Genomic DNA, 15,456 nt, shown 5'->3' with positions numbered 1-15,456 from the left:
ACAGCTTAAGGACTGATGTCACATAAGGCAAGTCCTTGACAGGGCTAATACATCAACAATTTAATCAAGGTACTCGAGGCTGGCTCTAAACTGCTACGGTACCCGCAATAGACTTAAAAATCAATAAAACCTAAATGAAAGCGGAGGGTTGAGGCTCCTGAAGTATTTAGGATTTGGTCGCTTTTAGGGATAGATCAAACCTATTCGGTCGGCAAGGTTTGAAACAACGGCATTATTACTGAACCTGGCTTAACTGAACTTGGCTTAAACCAGGGAGTTCCTGGATGAGAACAAAAAAGGGGGAAACTTCCCCCTTTAAGTATCCGTAATTTCGAACAGATAACAATGCTGAAGCCGATGAACTCGATGACTCTGCTGAGTTTAAGCTTGAGCAGGCTCAATCCGAGCGTAGAACAGTCCTCGAATCTTTACGTCTACAGGAGCTGCTGTCCCCATGTCGGTGTCGGAGGGTTGAACGCTCTCAAAGGTACCTGCAACTTCACCTGACACGTTGTCAACTTTGGCAACTTGTAAAGAAATGCTGCCCTGTCCCATGTCAAAGCTCTTGATGTTTTCACGCAGCAGTTCTTCGCTGTCGCCTCGGCTGGGCAAAGCGACTGCGGTGTCATAGCCAGTAGCAAGACCCCGACCTTTAGGATCTAAGAAGTTAGAGGTGCGGTATGAAGGAACTTTAAATGTGCCTTCAAAGTCTGTAGACGTGTTGATGCTTTGCAGTCCAGACTGGCTTTGCGCTACCAAACCTTTGATGCTAAAGAGGAAAGGAATTTGTTCTCCACCCGGTAGCTGAACGGTAATAGCCTGGAAGTCAAATCCATCATCTTCGACGAACTTCAAGCTGCCATCAGATTGAACTTTAAGCTCACCGCTAACCTGATCGATCGTGGAGGTATAGCGGGTTAAGGGTTTGCCTGCGATGAATGCTGCTGCTTGCCGCTTGTTGATAGGCTCTTCCTTCACAAAAAAGCTGGTTGGCTCCAAGCAAAGACCTGTCAAGGAAAAAGTTTGATCAGGGCTGATAGGAATAGATCCTCGGCTGGTTTCTCCGAGTTGAGGGCAGGAATTAGCAAGACCAGTGCCTCGGATCTGATCGTAAGTGAGCGGGCCGCTTGCAGCGGATGGGCCTTCGCTACAAGCTGTCAAAAATCCTAGGCAAACTGCCAGGAATGCAACGATTAAAGCGCGATACCTCATGGTCAACCTCGATATAAATGTAAAAATCCCGCCAGTATCATCTTAAAGAGAGAGCAGGTTTTGGCGATTCAAGCAGGGAAGGCGTGAGTTGAAGCCATCTCAAAGAGGGAAATCTTTCGCCAGGTTTGCTTATGCGTGTGGAAAAGGTGCTGTCGCCAATAGAGACTCAACGAACTCTTGACCAGATGGAATAAATGCTTAGAAGCAGCCTGGAATCGCTCGGATTAAGTCTCATACTGAATTCTACAAGACCTTGTCACCTTTTCTTAAGCTAGTCTAAGGATCATCTGTAAATTAGCCCGATCCCTGTTTTGAGAGGGATGTATTTCTACCAAAGCCACCAATCAAGCTTCATTTAGTTCATGATTCGTAAGAAGTAATGTTGAGAATTTGCGATCGCCCATTCATTCTGTTTACAGTTCATCATCTGCTAGCTCAATCGATACAAGTTTGCAGAGATCCAATATTCTTGAACAGTTGCAGGATTAACAGTGGAACTCAGCGGTTTCAAGTTAAGTTCTAACCAAATCTGCTTTGAAGTTGCGTTTCTCCGTACTATCTTGTGGGGCATTTGGGGTATGGTGTTGGCTGAGTCTAGGGAAGTAAAGGGTATGACTGAGGAAGAAGAACCTTCTCCAGGTACAGCAGTTCTAAGCAGTATTAAGTCTGTAGGAACGGAGAAGGAACAAACTGCAGAAACAACTGAGCTGGAGGCGATCGCCGCTTTTGTTCTACGAGAAGCAGATCGCTGCCAGGGAGATGGGCGATCGCTTCTAGCACTCTTGCGTCTTTTAGAAGCGCTGCACCGCGAAATTCGCGATGGATTATTTCAAGAATCCTTGCCGGACAATCGTCAAGCGCTGTATGCATTGCTAAAAGACATGGAAGCTGAGGGAGGCTGGCCCTATATCCATCGCATGAAGCTAAAGGAGATTTTAGTTAACCTGCTCAAAGAGTCGGTTGATGCCGATGACTCGGCTCAGAGGCATTCTCAAAGCAGCTAAGAGAGTTATCAGGCTAACAGTACGTTTTAAGAAGGGGCGATTGGTCGTGGAATTCGAGGAATCACTACTGCACCCCAAGCTACTGAACGACGGTGAATCACTACAATGAGAAAAGATTCTGTGGAAAAGAGAGCTACATGATTCCTACCGTTATTGAACAATCTGGTCGGGGCGAACGCGCCTTTGACATCTATTCTCGGCTGTTGCGAGAGCGGATCGTTTTTTTGGGACAGCAGGTTGATTCTGACCTAGCAAACCTGATTGTGGCTCAGATGCTATTTCTCGAAGCGGAAGACCCAGAGAAAGACATTTACCTCTACATCAACTCTCCGGGCGGCTCGGTTATGGCGGGCTTGGGCATTTTTGACACGATGAACCACATTCGTCCAGACGTTTGCACAATCTGTGTAGGGTTAGCCGCTAGCATGGGTGCTTTCTTGCTTAGCGCTGGAGCAAAAGGTAAGCGGATGAGCCTGCCCCATTCCCGCATTATGATTCACCAACCATTGGGTGGTGCTCAGGGACAGGCGGCTGATATTGAAATTCAAGCAAGGGAGATCTTATATCACAAGAGCAGGCTTAACCAGTGGCTGGCTGATCATACCGGACAGCCACTAGAGCGGATTGAGCAGGACACCGAGCGCGACTTCTTTATGTCGGCGGCTGAGGCAATGGACTATGGCTTAATTGACCAGGTCATTGACAAGCGAGCGATCGGTAGCCGTCCTGAGCCTGTGAATGCTTAGGTTTGCTGATTCATGCTTAAAAGCAAAAGCGCGGCAATGCCGCGCTTTTGCTTTTAAGATCTACGACTGCGACTCAAGGTAGTGGAGAAAGTCGAGCAGTTCTGCGTCGGTCAGTTGTTGGCGCGATCGCTTTCCATACGTTTGCTCAAGGTGCTTACGTCCCTGCTCTCTGCCCCAACCCAAGCGTCTCAACTCCACGTCAGTTTGAGCAATCACATCAGAGTTGTCGAATGGCTGATCGAGCAGTGGAGCGAGAGGTTCTACGGGCTTAAGTTCAGCGCTTGTCTTACCATTCTTTTTGGCACGAGAAGATTTGGAGCTTGGAATAGAGGCGGAACTGCTTGTCTGTAGAGATTCTTCCTGCATTCCGGGGTCGGACAAAGGGTAATCGTTTGAATCATCTTCGTCAGGATTAGACAGGTAGAATTCTGTATTATCGATGTTGAATTCAGTACTAAATTCAGTATCCGATTCTAGACTGACAGTCGCATTGGGGAATGCAGCAGTTTTGGAAGCTGGGGGAGATGAAGCGGGGGTGGCAAGTGCTAGAGGTGGGGAAGGGGCGATCGCTCCTGAACCGACTTGCGACAGCCGTGCCGTAGAAGCTGTCAGATCTGTCGAGGCTAAAGATTGAAGGGGCTTGTCTGAAGCAACCGGTAGCGGCGAGTTAAGCAGGTTTGTTGGAGTGGGCACTACTCCCAAAGCTTCTAATGCCCTCACCTTAGCCCGATCTTCAGCAGCTTCAATGTTGGATGCTGCTGCCATGCCGCTCGCTAAGGTCGTTCCTCCAAGCTGAATTAGCGCTCGCACCACATAATTCCCGTCATGGACGGTAAGCAGTTCAGCGATGAGGCTACTGGTGGGATAGCGGCTTTGCAGTTGAACGATCAGGTGGTGCATTACAGGAAGGCAATGATAATAGCGGTACAGACTCTCCAGTATTGCAGGCTTGCGCTACAGGCTATCTCTCTATTTTAAGGGATGGCTAAGAACTCTGGTTTCTCAAAACTGCCTTCAAATTGTCCGGTTTGAGAATTATATGAATTATGAGGTTAAGCTGAATGAGAGGATCGCTATCCTCAAATGGATGCTTTTAGCATCTATTTTGTTGGTTTTTGAACTAAGAAATCACTGATTAATGCTAGACAAACTGGTAGATTTATCTCCCTACTTTGGGGTTGATACCCTGCTGCTGTTGCCCGTTTTGATTGCACTGGAAGCAGTGCTTTCGGCTGATAATGCGATTGCTCTAGCTGCGATCGCTCAAGGACTCGAAGGCGAGAAAATGCAGCGGCGTGCCCTCAATTTTGGTCTGGTAGTCGCCTTTGGACTCAGAGTTGTTCTGATTCTGACGGCAACTTGGGTGATTCAATTTTGGCAATTTGAGCTGCTGGGAGCTGCATATCTGCTGTGGCTAGTGTTTCAGTATTTCAGCTCAGACGACGATAAAGATGGTAAGGAACATCACGGTCCGCGTTTTGCCTCGCTCTGGCAAGCCATTCCGATGATTGCTATTACCGACCTGGCGTTTTCGTTGGATAGTGTTACGACAGCAATCTCCATTTCCCGAGAAACTTGGCTAGTGCTAACGGGTGGGGCGGTTGGCGTAATCGCGCTGCGGTTTATGGCAGGGCTGTTTATTCGCTGGCTAGACGAGTTTGTTCACCTGGAAGATGCGGGATATACAACCGTTGCCCTGGTTGGGCTGCGGTTATTAGCTAGAGTAATTAACCCCGAGCTTGTGCCTCCCGAATGGTTGATGGTAACTATGATTGCGCTGCTGTTTGCTTGGGGCTTCTCCAAGCGAGTTGAGCCTGAAGAAAGCCAGTCTGAAGAACTTTTAGAGGCTGGATTAGGGGTTGAGATGAATGTAGAGGCGGTAGAGGCGATCGCAGCAGAAAAAGAAGCTCAGGAAGTTTCTGCTGAATAGAACTTTTGTACAGTTCTCTAAAGAAGCACAAATGGAAAGGCTCCCTGCAATGCAGGGAGCCTTTCCAGTCATACCCAAATTCTTGGAACTGGTACTACTTTTATTCGTAAACCCAAGGATTGATTGTGGGTTGCCAACTCGCCAGTTCTTCTGAGGTAAACCAGAGCGCGATTTCGCTTTGGGCAGTTTCCGGAGCATCAGAGCCGTGAATGATGTTGCGACCGATGCTAACGCCGTAGTCACCCCGGATTGTTCCTGGCTCTGCGTTGAGCGGATTGGTTGCACCAATGATTTTACGGGCTGAGGCAATTACGCCTTCTCCTTCCCACACCATTGCGACAACGGGACCAGAGGTGATGAATTCAACCAGTCCGGGAAAGAAAGGCTTTTCCTTGTGAACACCATAGTGCTTTTCTGCCAGTTCGCGGCTAACGTTCATCAGCTTTAAGCCTACGAGCGTAAAGCCTTTTGCTTCATAGCGGCGGATGATTTCACCGATGAGTCCACGCTGAACGCCATCCGGTTTGATTGCCAAAAATGTCCGTTCCACAGATCTGCTCCTACATGTTGTGTCTTAGACCTTCTCTATGCTCAGAAAAATGTGATCGTTTGTAAAGTGCAAACTTTGTATTCTTACCCAAGATTTAAACGTAATTTAACTGAAACCCTTGCCTGCTCACGGATGTAGCTCGTTTATAGAAACGATACGCTAAACTGGCTATTTAACAAATATTTGCGGGGGATGCGAAATGGGGATTCAGCCAAAAGCAGTCCAGGTTGAGTTAGAGAAGTCGTTGCTCGATTTACCCAATCAGCTAGAGACGACTCGACCTCAAACCTGGACCATTGAGGACAGTGAGGAACTGTATCGAATTCAGGGCTGGGGTGAACCCTATTTCTCGATCAACGCAGCGGGACATATTACAGTTTCCCCCAGGGGCGATCGCGGTGGTTCCCTCGACCTATTTGAACTAGTGAATGCGCTGAAGCTGCGAAATCTGGGTTTACCGCTGCTTATTCGCTTTTCTGACATTCTCGAAGACCGGATCGAGCGGCTGAATGCTTGTTTTAGTAAGGCGATCGCCCGCTACAACTATCCTGGCGTGTATCGCGGTGTGTTTCCCGTCAAGTGTAACCAGCAGCGCCACTTAGTCGAAGACCTAGTGCGCTTTGGCAAACCTCATCAGTTTGGCTTAGAAGCCGGATCAAAGCCTGAATTGATGATCGCTCTAGCAACGCTCAAAACACCGGGCGCACTGCTGATCTGCAACGGCTATAAAGACCGGGAATACATTGAAACGGCGATGCTGGCACAGCGGTTAGGTCATACGCCAATTATTGTGCTGGAGCAGATCGAAGAAGTGCAGCTGGTGATCGAAGCGCAGCATAAGTTAGGCATTCAGCCGATCTTGGGCGTTCGGGCTAAGCTGAGCGCCAAGGGAATTGGGCGCTGGGGCACCTCGGCAGGCGATCGCGCTAAGTTTGGCTTAACCATTCCTGAAATTATCAGCGCCGTAGACCAGCTTCGAGCCGCAGATATGCTAGGGTCGCTACAGCTTCTGCACTTCCACATTGGTTCTCAGATTTCTTCCATTAGCGTCGTCAAGGATGCCCTGCGTGAAGCTAGCCAAGTCTATGTTGAGCTGGCGAAACTGGGCGCAGCAATGCAATATCTTGACGTAGGTGGCGGTTTGGGGGTGGACTATGACGGCTCTAAAACCAACTTTCACGCTTCCAAAAACTACAACATGCAAAACTACGCGAATGATGTGGTCGCAGAGGTGAAAGAAGCCTGTACCGAGCGAAGTCTGCCCGTTCCTACGTTGATTAGTGAAAGTGGACGGGCGATCGCTTCTCACCAGTCAGTTCTCGTATTCGATGTGCTAGGTACTAGCGATGTGCTGTCAGAACTGCCTGAACCGCTGCAAGAACGGGAGCATTTGATTATTCGCAACCTGTATGAAACCTACCGTTCTATTACGGTTGAGAATTATCAGGAGATGTATCACGACGCAACCCAGTTTAAGGAAGAGGCAGTTAGTCTGTTTGGGTTTGGCTACCTCAGTTTGACTGAGCGGGCAAGGGCAGAGCGGTTGTATTGGGCTTGTTGTCAGAAGATATTGGCGATCGCCCGTCAGCAAGACTATGTGCCCGACGACTTGGAAGATCTAGAAAAAATCATGGCCTCGATCTACTACATCAACCTCTCGGTGTTTCAGTCTGCACCAGATAGTTGGGCGATCGATCAGCTATTTCCGATCATGCCAATTCACCGTCTTGACGAAGAACCTACCGAACGCGCAACCCTGGCTGACCTAACCTGCGACAGCGACGGCAAAATCGACCAGTTCATCGACCTACGCGACGTAAAATCTGTTCTGGAACTTCATTCCCTTAAACCCGGAGAGCCATACTACCTGGGCATGTTTCTCGGCGGCGCATATCAGGAAATTATGGGTAATCTGCACAACCTGTTTGGTGACACTAATACCGTTCACATTCACCTCTCACCTAAAGGCTATCAAATCGAACATGTGGTCAAAGGCGACACGATGACAGAAGTGTTGGGTTATGTGCAGTACGACTCCGAAGACTTGATTGAAAGCATTCGCCAACAGGCAGAGCAAGCTTTACAAGAAAAGAAAATCACGATTCAGGAGTCACAACTGCTGCTACAAAATTACGAACGTAGCCTTAGCCGCTATACCTATCTCGCTCCATAGGTTGTTACCATCAAATTCAATTTTTGCGAGGAGAGAAGGGAAAAGAAAACAGGTCTTTTTCCTTCTCTTAATCCGTCCTGAACGAAAACAGCTATGTTGTTAGAGGACAAGTAAGGTTGAGATGATAGAGACTTCAGCGATCGCAAATTACTTATTCTAAACTGCGGTAGCATTTGCTGACGGGTAGATTTGCGGTGCTAATATCTACCTCGTCCCACTGTTGCTCTGCGAAATAATCCTAGAATGCCAGCAAAAATAGCTGAACCGATAATAGACCAGATAATAGGAAATGGTTGTCCGCCAACGTTTAACTCAAACAGCACAGGAAGCCCCAGTTCGCGGGCAAGCCACAGACCTAAGTAAGCGCCAATGATTCCAACAACAATGGAAGCCAAGCAGCCACCGGCGGTGTAGTCAACTAGAGATTGACCAATTCCTCCACAAATTGCTGCAATTAACAGCAATATACCAATCTCTATAAGTGACATTTTTAATTACAAAGGGTTACAGGATAAGTTGATCCTATCTTCTAGCAATGATCCAAACTGCGTGAACAACTCCTGGAATATAGCCCAGTAAAGTTAAGAGAATGTTGAGCCAGAATTGCCCTGTTAAACCAACTTGTAAAAACACACCCAGAGGAGGTAAGAAAATTGCACAAATTAGTCGGATGATATCCATAATTTTGTTCTAGATTGCTCTAGAGTGCTTTAGTTACTACACTACTCTCTCAGTTCTTCTAAAGATCTGTCTTCTATCAGAGGACAGAATGTAGAGAAGAAGGTGAACAAAGCAATGAAAACAAAGCTTAATAGCTTAATACAAGCTTGCTCTAACATAGTCACCGAGCGCACAGTAAGCAGTTTTAAGGGTAGCGATCGCCTGTTTCTCTAACTTTTGATCGCAGGTCGTTTTGGCAAGTATGAGCCGTTGCTCGTAGTACTCAATTGCCCGACCCGGATCGCCAATCGCTTCATAGATCACGCCCAAGCTCTCTAGCGCCTGTTCTTCATTTTGGTGATCTTGCAGGGCACGGGCGATCGCCAACCGCTGCTGATGATAGGTAATGGCTTTGCGATGGTCGCCTAAGGTGAAGCAAACACTCGCTAAATTCTTCAAAATCTGTGATTCGACCTGTAAATCTCCAGAACGGCGAATAATCGTCAGCAGCCGTTCGTAGTATTCAACCGTCTTAGCGTAGTTTGCCAGCGAGTGATAAGCGTTTCCCAGGTTTCGCAACACCTGTGCTTCAACTTGACGATCCTGCAATACTTGCGCCAGGGTCAAGCTTTGCTCATAGTAGGCGATCGCCGTTTGACGGTCGCCAATTGCCTTGTAAGCCATGCCCAAATTGTTCAGCGCAGCCATTTCGCCCCGCTGATCTCGAATTTCTCGGGAGACATTCAGACTTTGCTGCTTGCAGTCAATTGCCTTTACATGGTCATTGAGATGCCGGTAAGCATTCCCTAGGTTGCCTAATGCTTGACGCTCCGTACGGCGGTCTGCAATTTGGCGGGCGATCGCTAGGCTAAGCTCTGAGTGGGCGATCGCCTCAGCGTAGTTGCCTAGCGCATAGTAAACCAGCCCCAAGTTATTCAGCGATTTCCCTTCTCCTTGAAGGTCTTGAGCCTGCCGGTAGCCTATCAACGCCTGCTGAAAAGTTTGCAGCGCCACCTTAAATTCGCGTGCCTGGTGTTGCTCAACGCCCTTTTCAAATACCCGATCTGTCCCAGCTTTCACCCGATTTGCCTCAGCGTCAGCGTCCTCAGGCTGTACGACAGTTTCCTGAGAAGGAACGAAGGTTTTTTGTTGATGGCCAGACAGTTTAGCCATAAAGTTGAATGCTTGCCCTTTAAACTTCAGCGATCCGGTGCATCCGGTTGTCTGCTGTGACAGTGATTTTAGCCCATGAGAGCTATTATCCAGGAAAACTGCCAGCAGAAACTAGCTTAATCTTCAAGCCTTTGCCTCAGCGATCGCACTTACTCTCTTTTACTTTAAAGTTTGTGGCAAAACCGCTCAATTCTCCTTGAATCAAAGAATTGAGAGATTTACCATGCATTGGCGGTAACCAACTAGCCTTGCAGCAAAAGTAGGCAGTGCTTAAACAAAGCACGATGCTGACGAATCTTATCGTAAAGACCGTAAATTCACCTAACTCCTGAGGATGAGCTCGAAGCGATGTCAACCCTGAAACTCCGAATTTTCACTCAGTCCAATTCATTCTTAATATAAAACCTTGCTGGAAGTACACAGTGTATGTCCGGAATTGCAGTGGTATTGTTCCCCATTGGCTCTGATAAGAATTTCCTAGAAATTACGGAGACAAGGATACGCTTGAGGTAGCAGCAGAGTCAGTGGAGTAGTTCCAATTTTTTACTGGTTTGTCTTGGCTTGCTCAAAAGCACTCATGCAGCATGTTTATTGTTTAGAGTGAAGAAGCCCCTCAAACTGCCTTTCAGCCTGTGAATTCCAGCTTTGCTGCCGAACGCCTCTTGTTTACGCCTGCGACTCCTAGCGCAGACGCAATTCCTACCATTTTTGCTTTTCCGAATGAGTACAGCGTAGGCATTACTAGTCTGGGCTATCAGGTCGTTTGGGCGACGCTTGCGTCTCGAACTGATTTGCAGGTCAGCAGGCTATTTACTGATCTGCACGAGCCCCTGCCTGCTCAGCCAGAACTCTTGGGATTTTCGCTCTCCTGGGAACTCGACTACAGCAATGTCTTGAGTTTACTAGAAGCCTTGGATATTCCCATTCGGGCAACAGAACGCTCATCTCAGCATCCCTTAGTGTTTGGTGGTGGTCCCGTTTTGACGGCAAATCCAGAACCTTTTGCCGACTTTTTTGACCTAATTTTGTTGGGCGATGGCGAAAATCTGTTGGGTGATTTTATCGCGGCTTATCAGCAAGTAAGAGGAAGCGATCGCCCCTCTCAACTCCGGCACTTGGCGAAGGTTCCAGGCATCTATGTGCCCAATTTGTATGAGGTGAGCTATCTCAGCGAAGAGGGGGCGATCGCTTCAATTCAGCCGATGGAGTCAGACATTCCAGCTCAGGTCGAGAAGCAAACCTATCGCGGTAAGACCCTTTCTGCTTCGACGGTCGTAACGGAAAAAGCCGCCTGGGAAAATATCTACATGGTGGAGGTCGTGCGTAGCTGCCCAGAAATGTGTCGCTTTTGTCTGGCTAGCTACCTGACGTTGCCCTTTCGCACTGCCAGTTTAGAGGGTTCTCTGATTCCGGCGATTGAGCGAGGTTTGAAAGTTACCGATCGCCTGGGGCTACTCGGTGCCTCGGTGACGCAGCATCCCGAGTTTGAAGCGCTGTTAGACCATCTCAATCAGCCTCAGTATGATTCAGTGCGGCTTAGCCTAGCTTCAGTCCGCACCAACACCGTCACGCCCAAGCTAGCCGAAACGCTGGTTAAACATGACACTCGCTCCATTACCATCGCGGTTGAAAGTGGCTCTGATCGTCTGCGTCAGTTGATTAACAAGAAGCTCACCAATGACGAAATTACTCAAGCAGCAATCCATGCGAAGGCAGGTGGCTTGAGTGCGCTGAAGCTCTATGGCATGGCTGGCATTCCCGGTGAGGAACCGGACGATCTTGACCAGACGGTAGAAATGTTGCGGGCGGTAAAACGGGCGGCTCCGGGACTGCGGTTGACCTTTGGGTGTAGTACGTTTGTGCCCAAGTCTCACACCCCGTTTCAGTGGTTTGGGGTGGATTCACAAGCAGAAAAGCGGCTAAAACTGCTGCAAAAGCAGTTGCGTCCACAGGGGATTGATTTTCGCCCTGAAAGCTATAGCTGGTCGGTGATTCAAGCGCTTATTTCAAGGGGCGATCGCCGTCTTTCAAAACTTTTAGAACTAGCCCGACACTACGGCGACTCGCTGGGCAGCTACCGCCGTGCTTTCAAGCAGCTAAAAGGGCAACTCCCCGATTTAGACTTTTATGTTCACGAAAACTGGTCAACCGAGCAGGTATTGCCCTGGAGTCATCTGCACGGTGCACTGCCTCAATCTACTTTGCTCAAGCATTTAGACTCTGCAATGGAGCATTTTCCGGTCGCTTCAGCAAAGGATGTTCAAATTGCAGATGCTGAATTAGTCGTAGCGCAGCCCTAGAATAATCTCTGTCCCTCAGAGCGGACACGTCAAGAATGGGTGTGACTGGTTTGTCTGAAAGTACCTGGTTAGCTTTGGCGATCGGAAATTCTCGGCTGCATTGGGCCTGGTTTGAAGACGACGCGCTAAAGCAAACTTGGGATACGCCACATTTGTCGATTGAGGCGATCGCCACCCTAACCGCTCCCTCGCTGCAATTTCCCCTGCCTGAAAATCTGCAAAATGCTGTTCCGCTACAACTCGCTTCACTCCTGGGTCAACAGCCACTTCTACTAATTGCTTCCGTTGTTCCCAATCAGACAACTTTTTGGCAGTCTTACCCCAAAACCTGGACAATTTGCCTTGATCACATTCCTCTACGAGGAACCTATCCCACTTTAGGAATCGATCGCGCTTTAGCAGTTTGGGCAGCCACAACAATCTGGAACTTGCCTGCGCTTGTCATTGATGCCGGGACCGCTCTGACCTTTACTGGTGCAAATGAAGGGCAATTTTTAGGCGGCGCAATTTTGCCTGGATTGCAATTACAGTTGCGCTCGCTTACCCAAACCGCAGCCCTACCATTCCTCGATACCCAAATTGCTGCTCCTACCCGCTGGGCAACCCATACAGCAGACGCAATTTACAGCGGTATCCTGTACACCCTTTTGGCGGGGATACGCGATTTTGCTGAAGATTGGCTAGAGAAATTCCCTAAAAGTGCGATCGCCCTCACGGGTGGGGACAGTACCCTACTTTTTACGCACCTTCAACAGCGATTTCCTAATCTTGCTACCCAAATTGATGTCGCTCCAGCCCTAATCTTTCAGGGAATGCAAGCTGTCAAACGGCAACACCTTTGATCTTGTTGTCATTTGTCCTTCATTGTAGGCGCTGGTAGAGAATGATCCCCTATCTTGTCAAGTCTCCCAGCAAATAGAAAAACTCTGTATTCTGTAGATTAAGAGACTTAAACTTCCTCCTAGTTTTTTTAATTTTCTCTTCGCGGAAATTCTGTGCAAGAAGACTTCAGGCTGATTGTTGATTTGGTCATTGTTTTAGCGGCAGCAGCAGGGGGTGGCTTACTAGCCTCCCTGTTGAAGCAACCCGTGCTGCTTGGGTATTTGGTTGGTGGCGTTGTCGTTGGTCCAGCAGGTCTGGGTCTAGTCAAGGAACTGATTCAAGTCGAAACGTTAGCCCAGTTTGGCGCTGCATTCCTACTGTTTGCCCTAGGGGTGGAGTTTTCTCTGACAGAGCTTAAAAAAGTTCAGGGAATTAGTTTGGGCGGTGGTGGACTGCAAATTCTATCGACCATTCTAATCACTGCACTGCTATCGGTGGCGATCGGTTGGGTGACATCACCTGTACAGGGCGTGTTCCTGGGAGCAATTTTGTCGCTCTCATCAACTGCAGTCGTGCTGAAGTGCCTCATGGAGCGCAACGAAACCGAAACTCCTCACGGGCGCGTGATGTTGGGTATTCTGATTGTGCAAGACTTGGCACTGGGCTTAATGCTGGCGGTGCTGCCTGCGTTAGATCGGCCCTACGACGAGATCGGACTAGCGGTAGGTTTGGCTCTACTGAAAATTGCGCTATTGGCGGGGGCGGCTGTTGTTGCCGGAATTTGGCTAATTCCACCATTACTGCGATTTCTAGCACGAACTGAAAGCCGCGAATTGTTTTTGCTAGGCGTTGTGGCGCTTTGTCTGGGCATTGCTCTGCTCACCGAATCACTAGGGCTATCGATTGAGATGGGCGCGTTCATCGCCGGACTGATGATCTCGGAGGTTGAGTACGCTGATCAGACTTTGACTTATGTAGAACCCATCCGCGATATTTTTGCGACTCTATTTTTTGCGGCGATCGGTATGTTGATCGACCCAGTTTTTCTCTGGAATAATCTAGAGCTAATCTTGGGGCTGGTGGCACTGGTGCTGCTGGGCAAATTTCTGATTATCACGCCACTGGTTAAAGCCTTTCGCTACCCGTTGAAAACTGCACTCATTGTAGGTTTGGGACTAGCTCAAATTGGTGAGTTTTCCTTTGTGTTAGCTAGCAAAGGACAAATGTTGGGGTTAGTTTCACGACGGGTTTACCTGCTAATTTTAGGCACGACAGCCGTAACTTTGGTTGTTACGCCGTTTGTACTGCGGTTTGTGCCGCAGCTATTTGTTTGGGCGGAAATGGTGCCCTGGCTCAAGCGCTACATGGAAAGTTCAGATCGGGCATTTGAAGTGGCAGAAGAATTGCCGCTGCAAAACCATGTGGTGGTCTGTGGCTATGGGCGGGTTGGACGCAATATTGTAAGACTGCTGCAAGACCATGATTATCCGGTAACGGTGGTTGATCAGTCAGAGCAGGCAATTCAGCAACTCCGCGAAGCGGGAATTCCCTATGTCTATGGTAATGCGGCAAGTCTGCATGTGCTGGAAACGGCTGGGGTAAATCAGGCATCGGGAATGGCGATCGCTCTCCCTGACCCGATGAGTACTCGCTTGTGTCTGAAGCGATCGCTAGAATTAGCACCGGATCTGGATGTAGTCGTCCGCGCCTATCAAGACAAAGACATCGAGCTACTGTACCAACTGGGAGCTAGAGAGGTCGTACAGCCCGAGTTTGAAGCCAGTTTAGAACTTTCGACTCACCTGTTGGTGACGATGGGCTTACCGCTGCCGTTTATTCAGCGAGAGGTCGAGCAAATTCGTGACAGTCACTACCTCGATTTTCGTCCAGAACGGTCATCCAAAGAGGTGGCACGAGATCTGCGGGTTGCGGCTCAGGATATGAGCAACAAGTGGTACACCCTACCTCAAGATTCTCCTTTGACGGGAATGACCTTAGAAGAAGCCGATTTGCGTCGTCTGACTGGTGTGAGTCTGATGGCAATTCGTCGGGCTGAAGGGGAAGAGTTAGACTATCCTGACTCTCAAACAGCACTGAAACCGGGCGATCGCCTTTTAGTTGTAGGTGAATCAGACGAGTTAGGGGCATTTGACGAACTGGCAAAAGGAGAAATGCCCGTTCCAACCAAAGCGTTGTCCTGCCAATGGGTCATGCTGTCCGCAAACAGCCCAATTGTTGGCAAAACCCTCTCGGACCTCAACCTCAGTCGCGAATACGAGGTGCAGGTACAGGCGATTCGGCGGGAAGGCAAATTTCTGCGCTTCCCTGATGGCTCTGCGGATCTGCAAGCGGGCGATCGTCTCCTCCTCTGCGGCACCGTCACTAGTTTGATGAGGGTGCAGCAGGTGATTAGTTCACAAATGCCTTTGCCCAATCTCCAGATTCCCACCGTTAAGGTGCAAGTCGGAGAAACTCTTCAGGAATATTTGCCGCTCGATAGCCTACGCGAACCCAACAATTAAAACTTTGGCTTCATATAAACGATTGCTTGCCGCCAAACAATCGTCGGCTGGTCGTACTGATCCATCAGGCAAATACAGTGCTGGTCTTGCCAGCGCAACTTTCCCACAATCAGATCATCGGTAACCAGCTTCAGTTCAATTTCTCGCTCTTCTCGAATTAAGGTTTGAATTTGCCGAATGCTAGGAAGCCCAGTCTCTAACTCGTTTGCCATCATTTCTACCATAGGAATTTAGGTTGGTGGAGGTTAGCTATCGGTCATGGTCGTTAGTGACTACGACGAACCAAAAAGACTACACCCCTCACCAAAACTGCTATAGAACTCACAGATTCAGCTTACAGCGAACGGCGGATGGGTGCCATAGC

The 15,456-nt window shown here is 48.8% G+C and carries 15 protein-coding genes; 8 read left to right on the top strand and 7 right to left on the bottom strand.

Annotated features, from left to right (window positions below):
• Nucleotides 1–381 precede the first annotated feature (381 nt).
• The gene (locus tag H6F93_RS17650; protein ID WP_190683229.1) at nt 382–1,212 is read right to left on the bottom strand and encodes a photosystem II manganese-stabilizing polypeptide; all 831 of its coding nucleotides are present in this window, start codon (nt 1,210–1,212) and stop codon (nt 382–384) included.
• A 611-nt stretch (nt 1,213–1,823) separates the two neighbouring features.
• Here H6F93_RS17650 and H6F93_RS17645 point away from each other — a divergent pair.
• Nucleotides 1,824–2,216, top strand: coding sequence for a hypothetical protein (locus tag H6F93_RS17645; RefSeq protein ID WP_242043502.1), 393 nt, complete (start codon nt 1,824–1,826; stop codon nt 2,214–2,216).
• A 137-nt stretch (nt 2,217–2,353) separates the two neighbouring features.
• Nucleotides 2,354–2,962, top strand: a complete 609-nt coding sequence (gene clpP, locus H6F93_RS17640; RefSeq protein ID WP_190642261.1) for an ATP-dependent Clp endopeptidase proteolytic subunit ClpP — start codon at nt 2,354–2,356, stop codon at nt 2,960–2,962.
• Nucleotides 2,963–3,022: 60 nt separating this feature from the next.
• Here the strand turns inward: clpP and H6F93_RS17635 are convergent, their stop codons facing one another.
• Nucleotides 3,023–3,862 carry a slr1353 family protein gene (locus tag H6F93_RS17635; protein WP_190683226.1) on the bottom strand — a complete coding sequence of 280 codons (840 nt, stop codon included), beginning with the start codon at nt 3,860–3,862 and terminating at the stop codon, nt 3,023–3,025.
• Nucleotides 3,863–4,100: 238 nt separating this feature from the next.
• Between H6F93_RS17635 and H6F93_RS17630 the strand changes: the two genes are divergently transcribed.
• On the top strand, nt 4,101–4,892 hold the full coding sequence (locus tag H6F93_RS17630; protein ID WP_190683223.1) for a MeeY/MeeF family manganese export membrane protein: 792 nt from the start codon (nt 4,101–4,103) through the stop codon (nt 4,890–4,892).
• Nucleotides 4,893–4,992: 100 nt separating this feature from the next.
• On the opposite strand, the gene ndk is transcribed toward H6F93_RS17630, so the two are convergent.
• A complete protein-coding gene (gene ndk / locus H6F93_RS17625) occupies nt 4,993–5,442 on the bottom strand; it encodes a nucleoside-diphosphate kinase (protein ID WP_190642258.1) in 450 nt (149 codons plus the stop codon).
• A gap of 199 nt (nt 5,443–5,641) precedes the next feature.
• Here ndk and speA point away from each other — a divergent pair, with 199 nt between their 5' ends.
• On the top strand, nt 5,642–7,615 hold the full coding sequence (gene speA, locus H6F93_RS17620) for a biosynthetic arginine decarboxylase (protein WP_190683221.1): 1,974 nt from the start codon (nt 5,642–5,644) through the stop codon (nt 7,613–7,615).
• Between the two features lie 197 nt (nt 7,616–7,812).
• Here the strand turns inward: speA and H6F93_RS17615 are convergent, their stop codons facing one another.
• From H6F93_RS17615 to H6F93_RS17605, 3 genes are all read right to left on the bottom strand, one after another.
• Complete coding sequence (locus H6F93_RS17615; RefSeq protein ID WP_190683218.1) at nt 7,813–8,103, bottom strand: GlsB/YeaQ/YmgE family stress response membrane protein; 291 nt, start codon at nt 8,101–8,103, stop codon at nt 7,813–7,815.
• A 34-nt stretch (nt 8,104–8,137) separates the two neighbouring features.
• Nucleotides 8,138–8,296, bottom strand: coding sequence for a YqaE/Pmp3 family membrane protein (locus H6F93_RS17610; protein WP_190683215.1), 159 nt, complete (start codon nt 8,294–8,296; stop codon nt 8,138–8,140).
• 135 nt (nt 8,297–8,431) lie between these two features.
• Nucleotides 8,432–9,448 (bottom strand): tetratricopeptide repeat protein, encoded by a 1,017-nt coding sequence (locus H6F93_RS17605; protein ID WP_190683212.1) that lies wholly within the window; start codon nt 9,446–9,448, stop codon nt 8,432–8,434.
• 56 nt (nt 9,449–9,504) lie between these two features.
• On the opposite strand from H6F93_RS17605, the gene H6F93_RS17600 reads away from it, so the two are divergent.
• From H6F93_RS17600 to H6F93_RS17585, 4 genes are all read left to right on the top strand, one after another.
• Nucleotides 9,505–9,648, top strand: a complete 144-nt coding sequence (locus H6F93_RS17600; RefSeq protein ID WP_190683209.1) for a hypothetical protein — start codon at nt 9,505–9,507, stop codon at nt 9,646–9,648.
• Between the two features lie 432 nt (nt 9,649–10,080).
• On the top strand, nt 10,081–11,748 hold the full coding sequence (locus tag H6F93_RS17595) for a radical SAM protein (protein ID WP_190683206.1): 1,668 nt from the start codon (nt 10,081–10,083) through the stop codon (nt 11,746–11,748).
• A gap of 35 nt (nt 11,749–11,783) precedes the next feature.
• On the top strand, nt 11,784–12,590 hold the full coding sequence (locus H6F93_RS17590; protein WP_190683203.1) for a pantothenate kinase: 807 nt from the start codon (nt 11,784–11,786) through the stop codon (nt 12,588–12,590).
• Between the two features lie 153 nt (nt 12,591–12,743).
• The gene (locus H6F93_RS17585) at nt 12,744–15,092 is read left to right on the top strand and encodes a cation:proton antiporter domain-containing protein (RefSeq protein ID WP_190683200.1); all 2,349 of its coding nucleotides are present in this window, start codon (nt 12,744–12,746) and stop codon (nt 15,090–15,092) included.
• On the opposite strand, the gene H6F93_RS17580 is transcribed toward H6F93_RS17585, so the two are convergent.
• Nucleotides 15,089–15,316: an Hfq-related RNA-binding protein gene (locus tag H6F93_RS17580; RefSeq protein WP_242042115.1), complete on the bottom strand. Its 228-nt coding sequence runs from the start codon at nt 15,314–15,316 to the stop codon at nt 15,089–15,091. The genes H6F93_RS17585 and H6F93_RS17580 overlap by 4 nt on opposite strands.
• Between the last annotated feature and the right edge of the window lie 140 nt (nt 15,317–15,456).

It is taken from the genome of Leptolyngbya sp. FACHB-671 (genome assembly GCF_014695745.1).
Lineage (GTDB): Bacteria > Cyanobacteriota > Cyanobacteriia > Elainellales > Elainellaceae > JAAUTN01.
This window is presented reverse-complemented; position numbering and strand designations above follow the sequence as displayed.

Bases quoted from the DNA above. Each gene is read 5' to 3' on its own strand.
- H6F93_RS17650 (WP_190683229.1), bottom strand. From the start codon at position 1,212: ATGAGGTATCGCGCTTTAATCGTTGCATTCCTGGCAGTTTGCCTAGGA.
- H6F93_RS17645 (WP_242043502.1), top strand. From the start codon at position 1,824: ATGACTGAGGAAGAAGAACCTTCTCCAGGTACAGCAGTTCTAAGCAGT.
- clpP (WP_190642261.1), top strand. From the start codon at position 2,354: ATGATTCCTACCGTTATTGAACAATCTGGTCGGGGCGAACGCGCCTTT.
- H6F93_RS17635 (WP_190683226.1), bottom strand. From the start codon at position 3,862: ATGCACCACCTGATCGTTCAACTGCAAAGCCGCTATCCCACCAGTAGC.
- H6F93_RS17630 (WP_190683223.1), top strand. From the start codon at position 4,101: ATGCTAGACAAACTGGTAGATTTATCTCCCTACTTTGGGGTTGATACC.
- speA (WP_190683221.1), top strand. From the start codon at position 5,642: ATGGGGATTCAGCCAAAAGCAGTCCAGGTTGAGTTAGAGAAGTCGTTG.
- H6F93_RS17615 (WP_190683218.1), bottom strand. From the start codon at position 8,103: ATGTCACTTATAGAGATTGGTATATTGCTGTTAATTGCAGCAATTTGT.
- H6F93_RS17610 (WP_190683215.1), bottom strand. From the start codon at position 8,296: ATGGATATCATCCGACTAATTTGTGCAATTTTCTTACCTCCTCTGGGT.
- H6F93_RS17605 (WP_190683212.1), bottom strand. From the start codon at position 9,448: ATGGCTAAACTGTCTGGCCATCAACAAAAAACCTTCGTTCCTTCTCAG.
- H6F93_RS17590 (WP_190683203.1), top strand. From the start codon at position 11,784: ATGGGTGTGACTGGTTTGTCTGAAAGTACCTGGTTAGCTTTGGCGATC.
- H6F93_RS17580 (WP_242042115.1), bottom strand. From the start codon at position 15,316: ATGGTAGAAATGATGGCAAACGAGTTAGAGACTGGGCTTCCTAGCATT.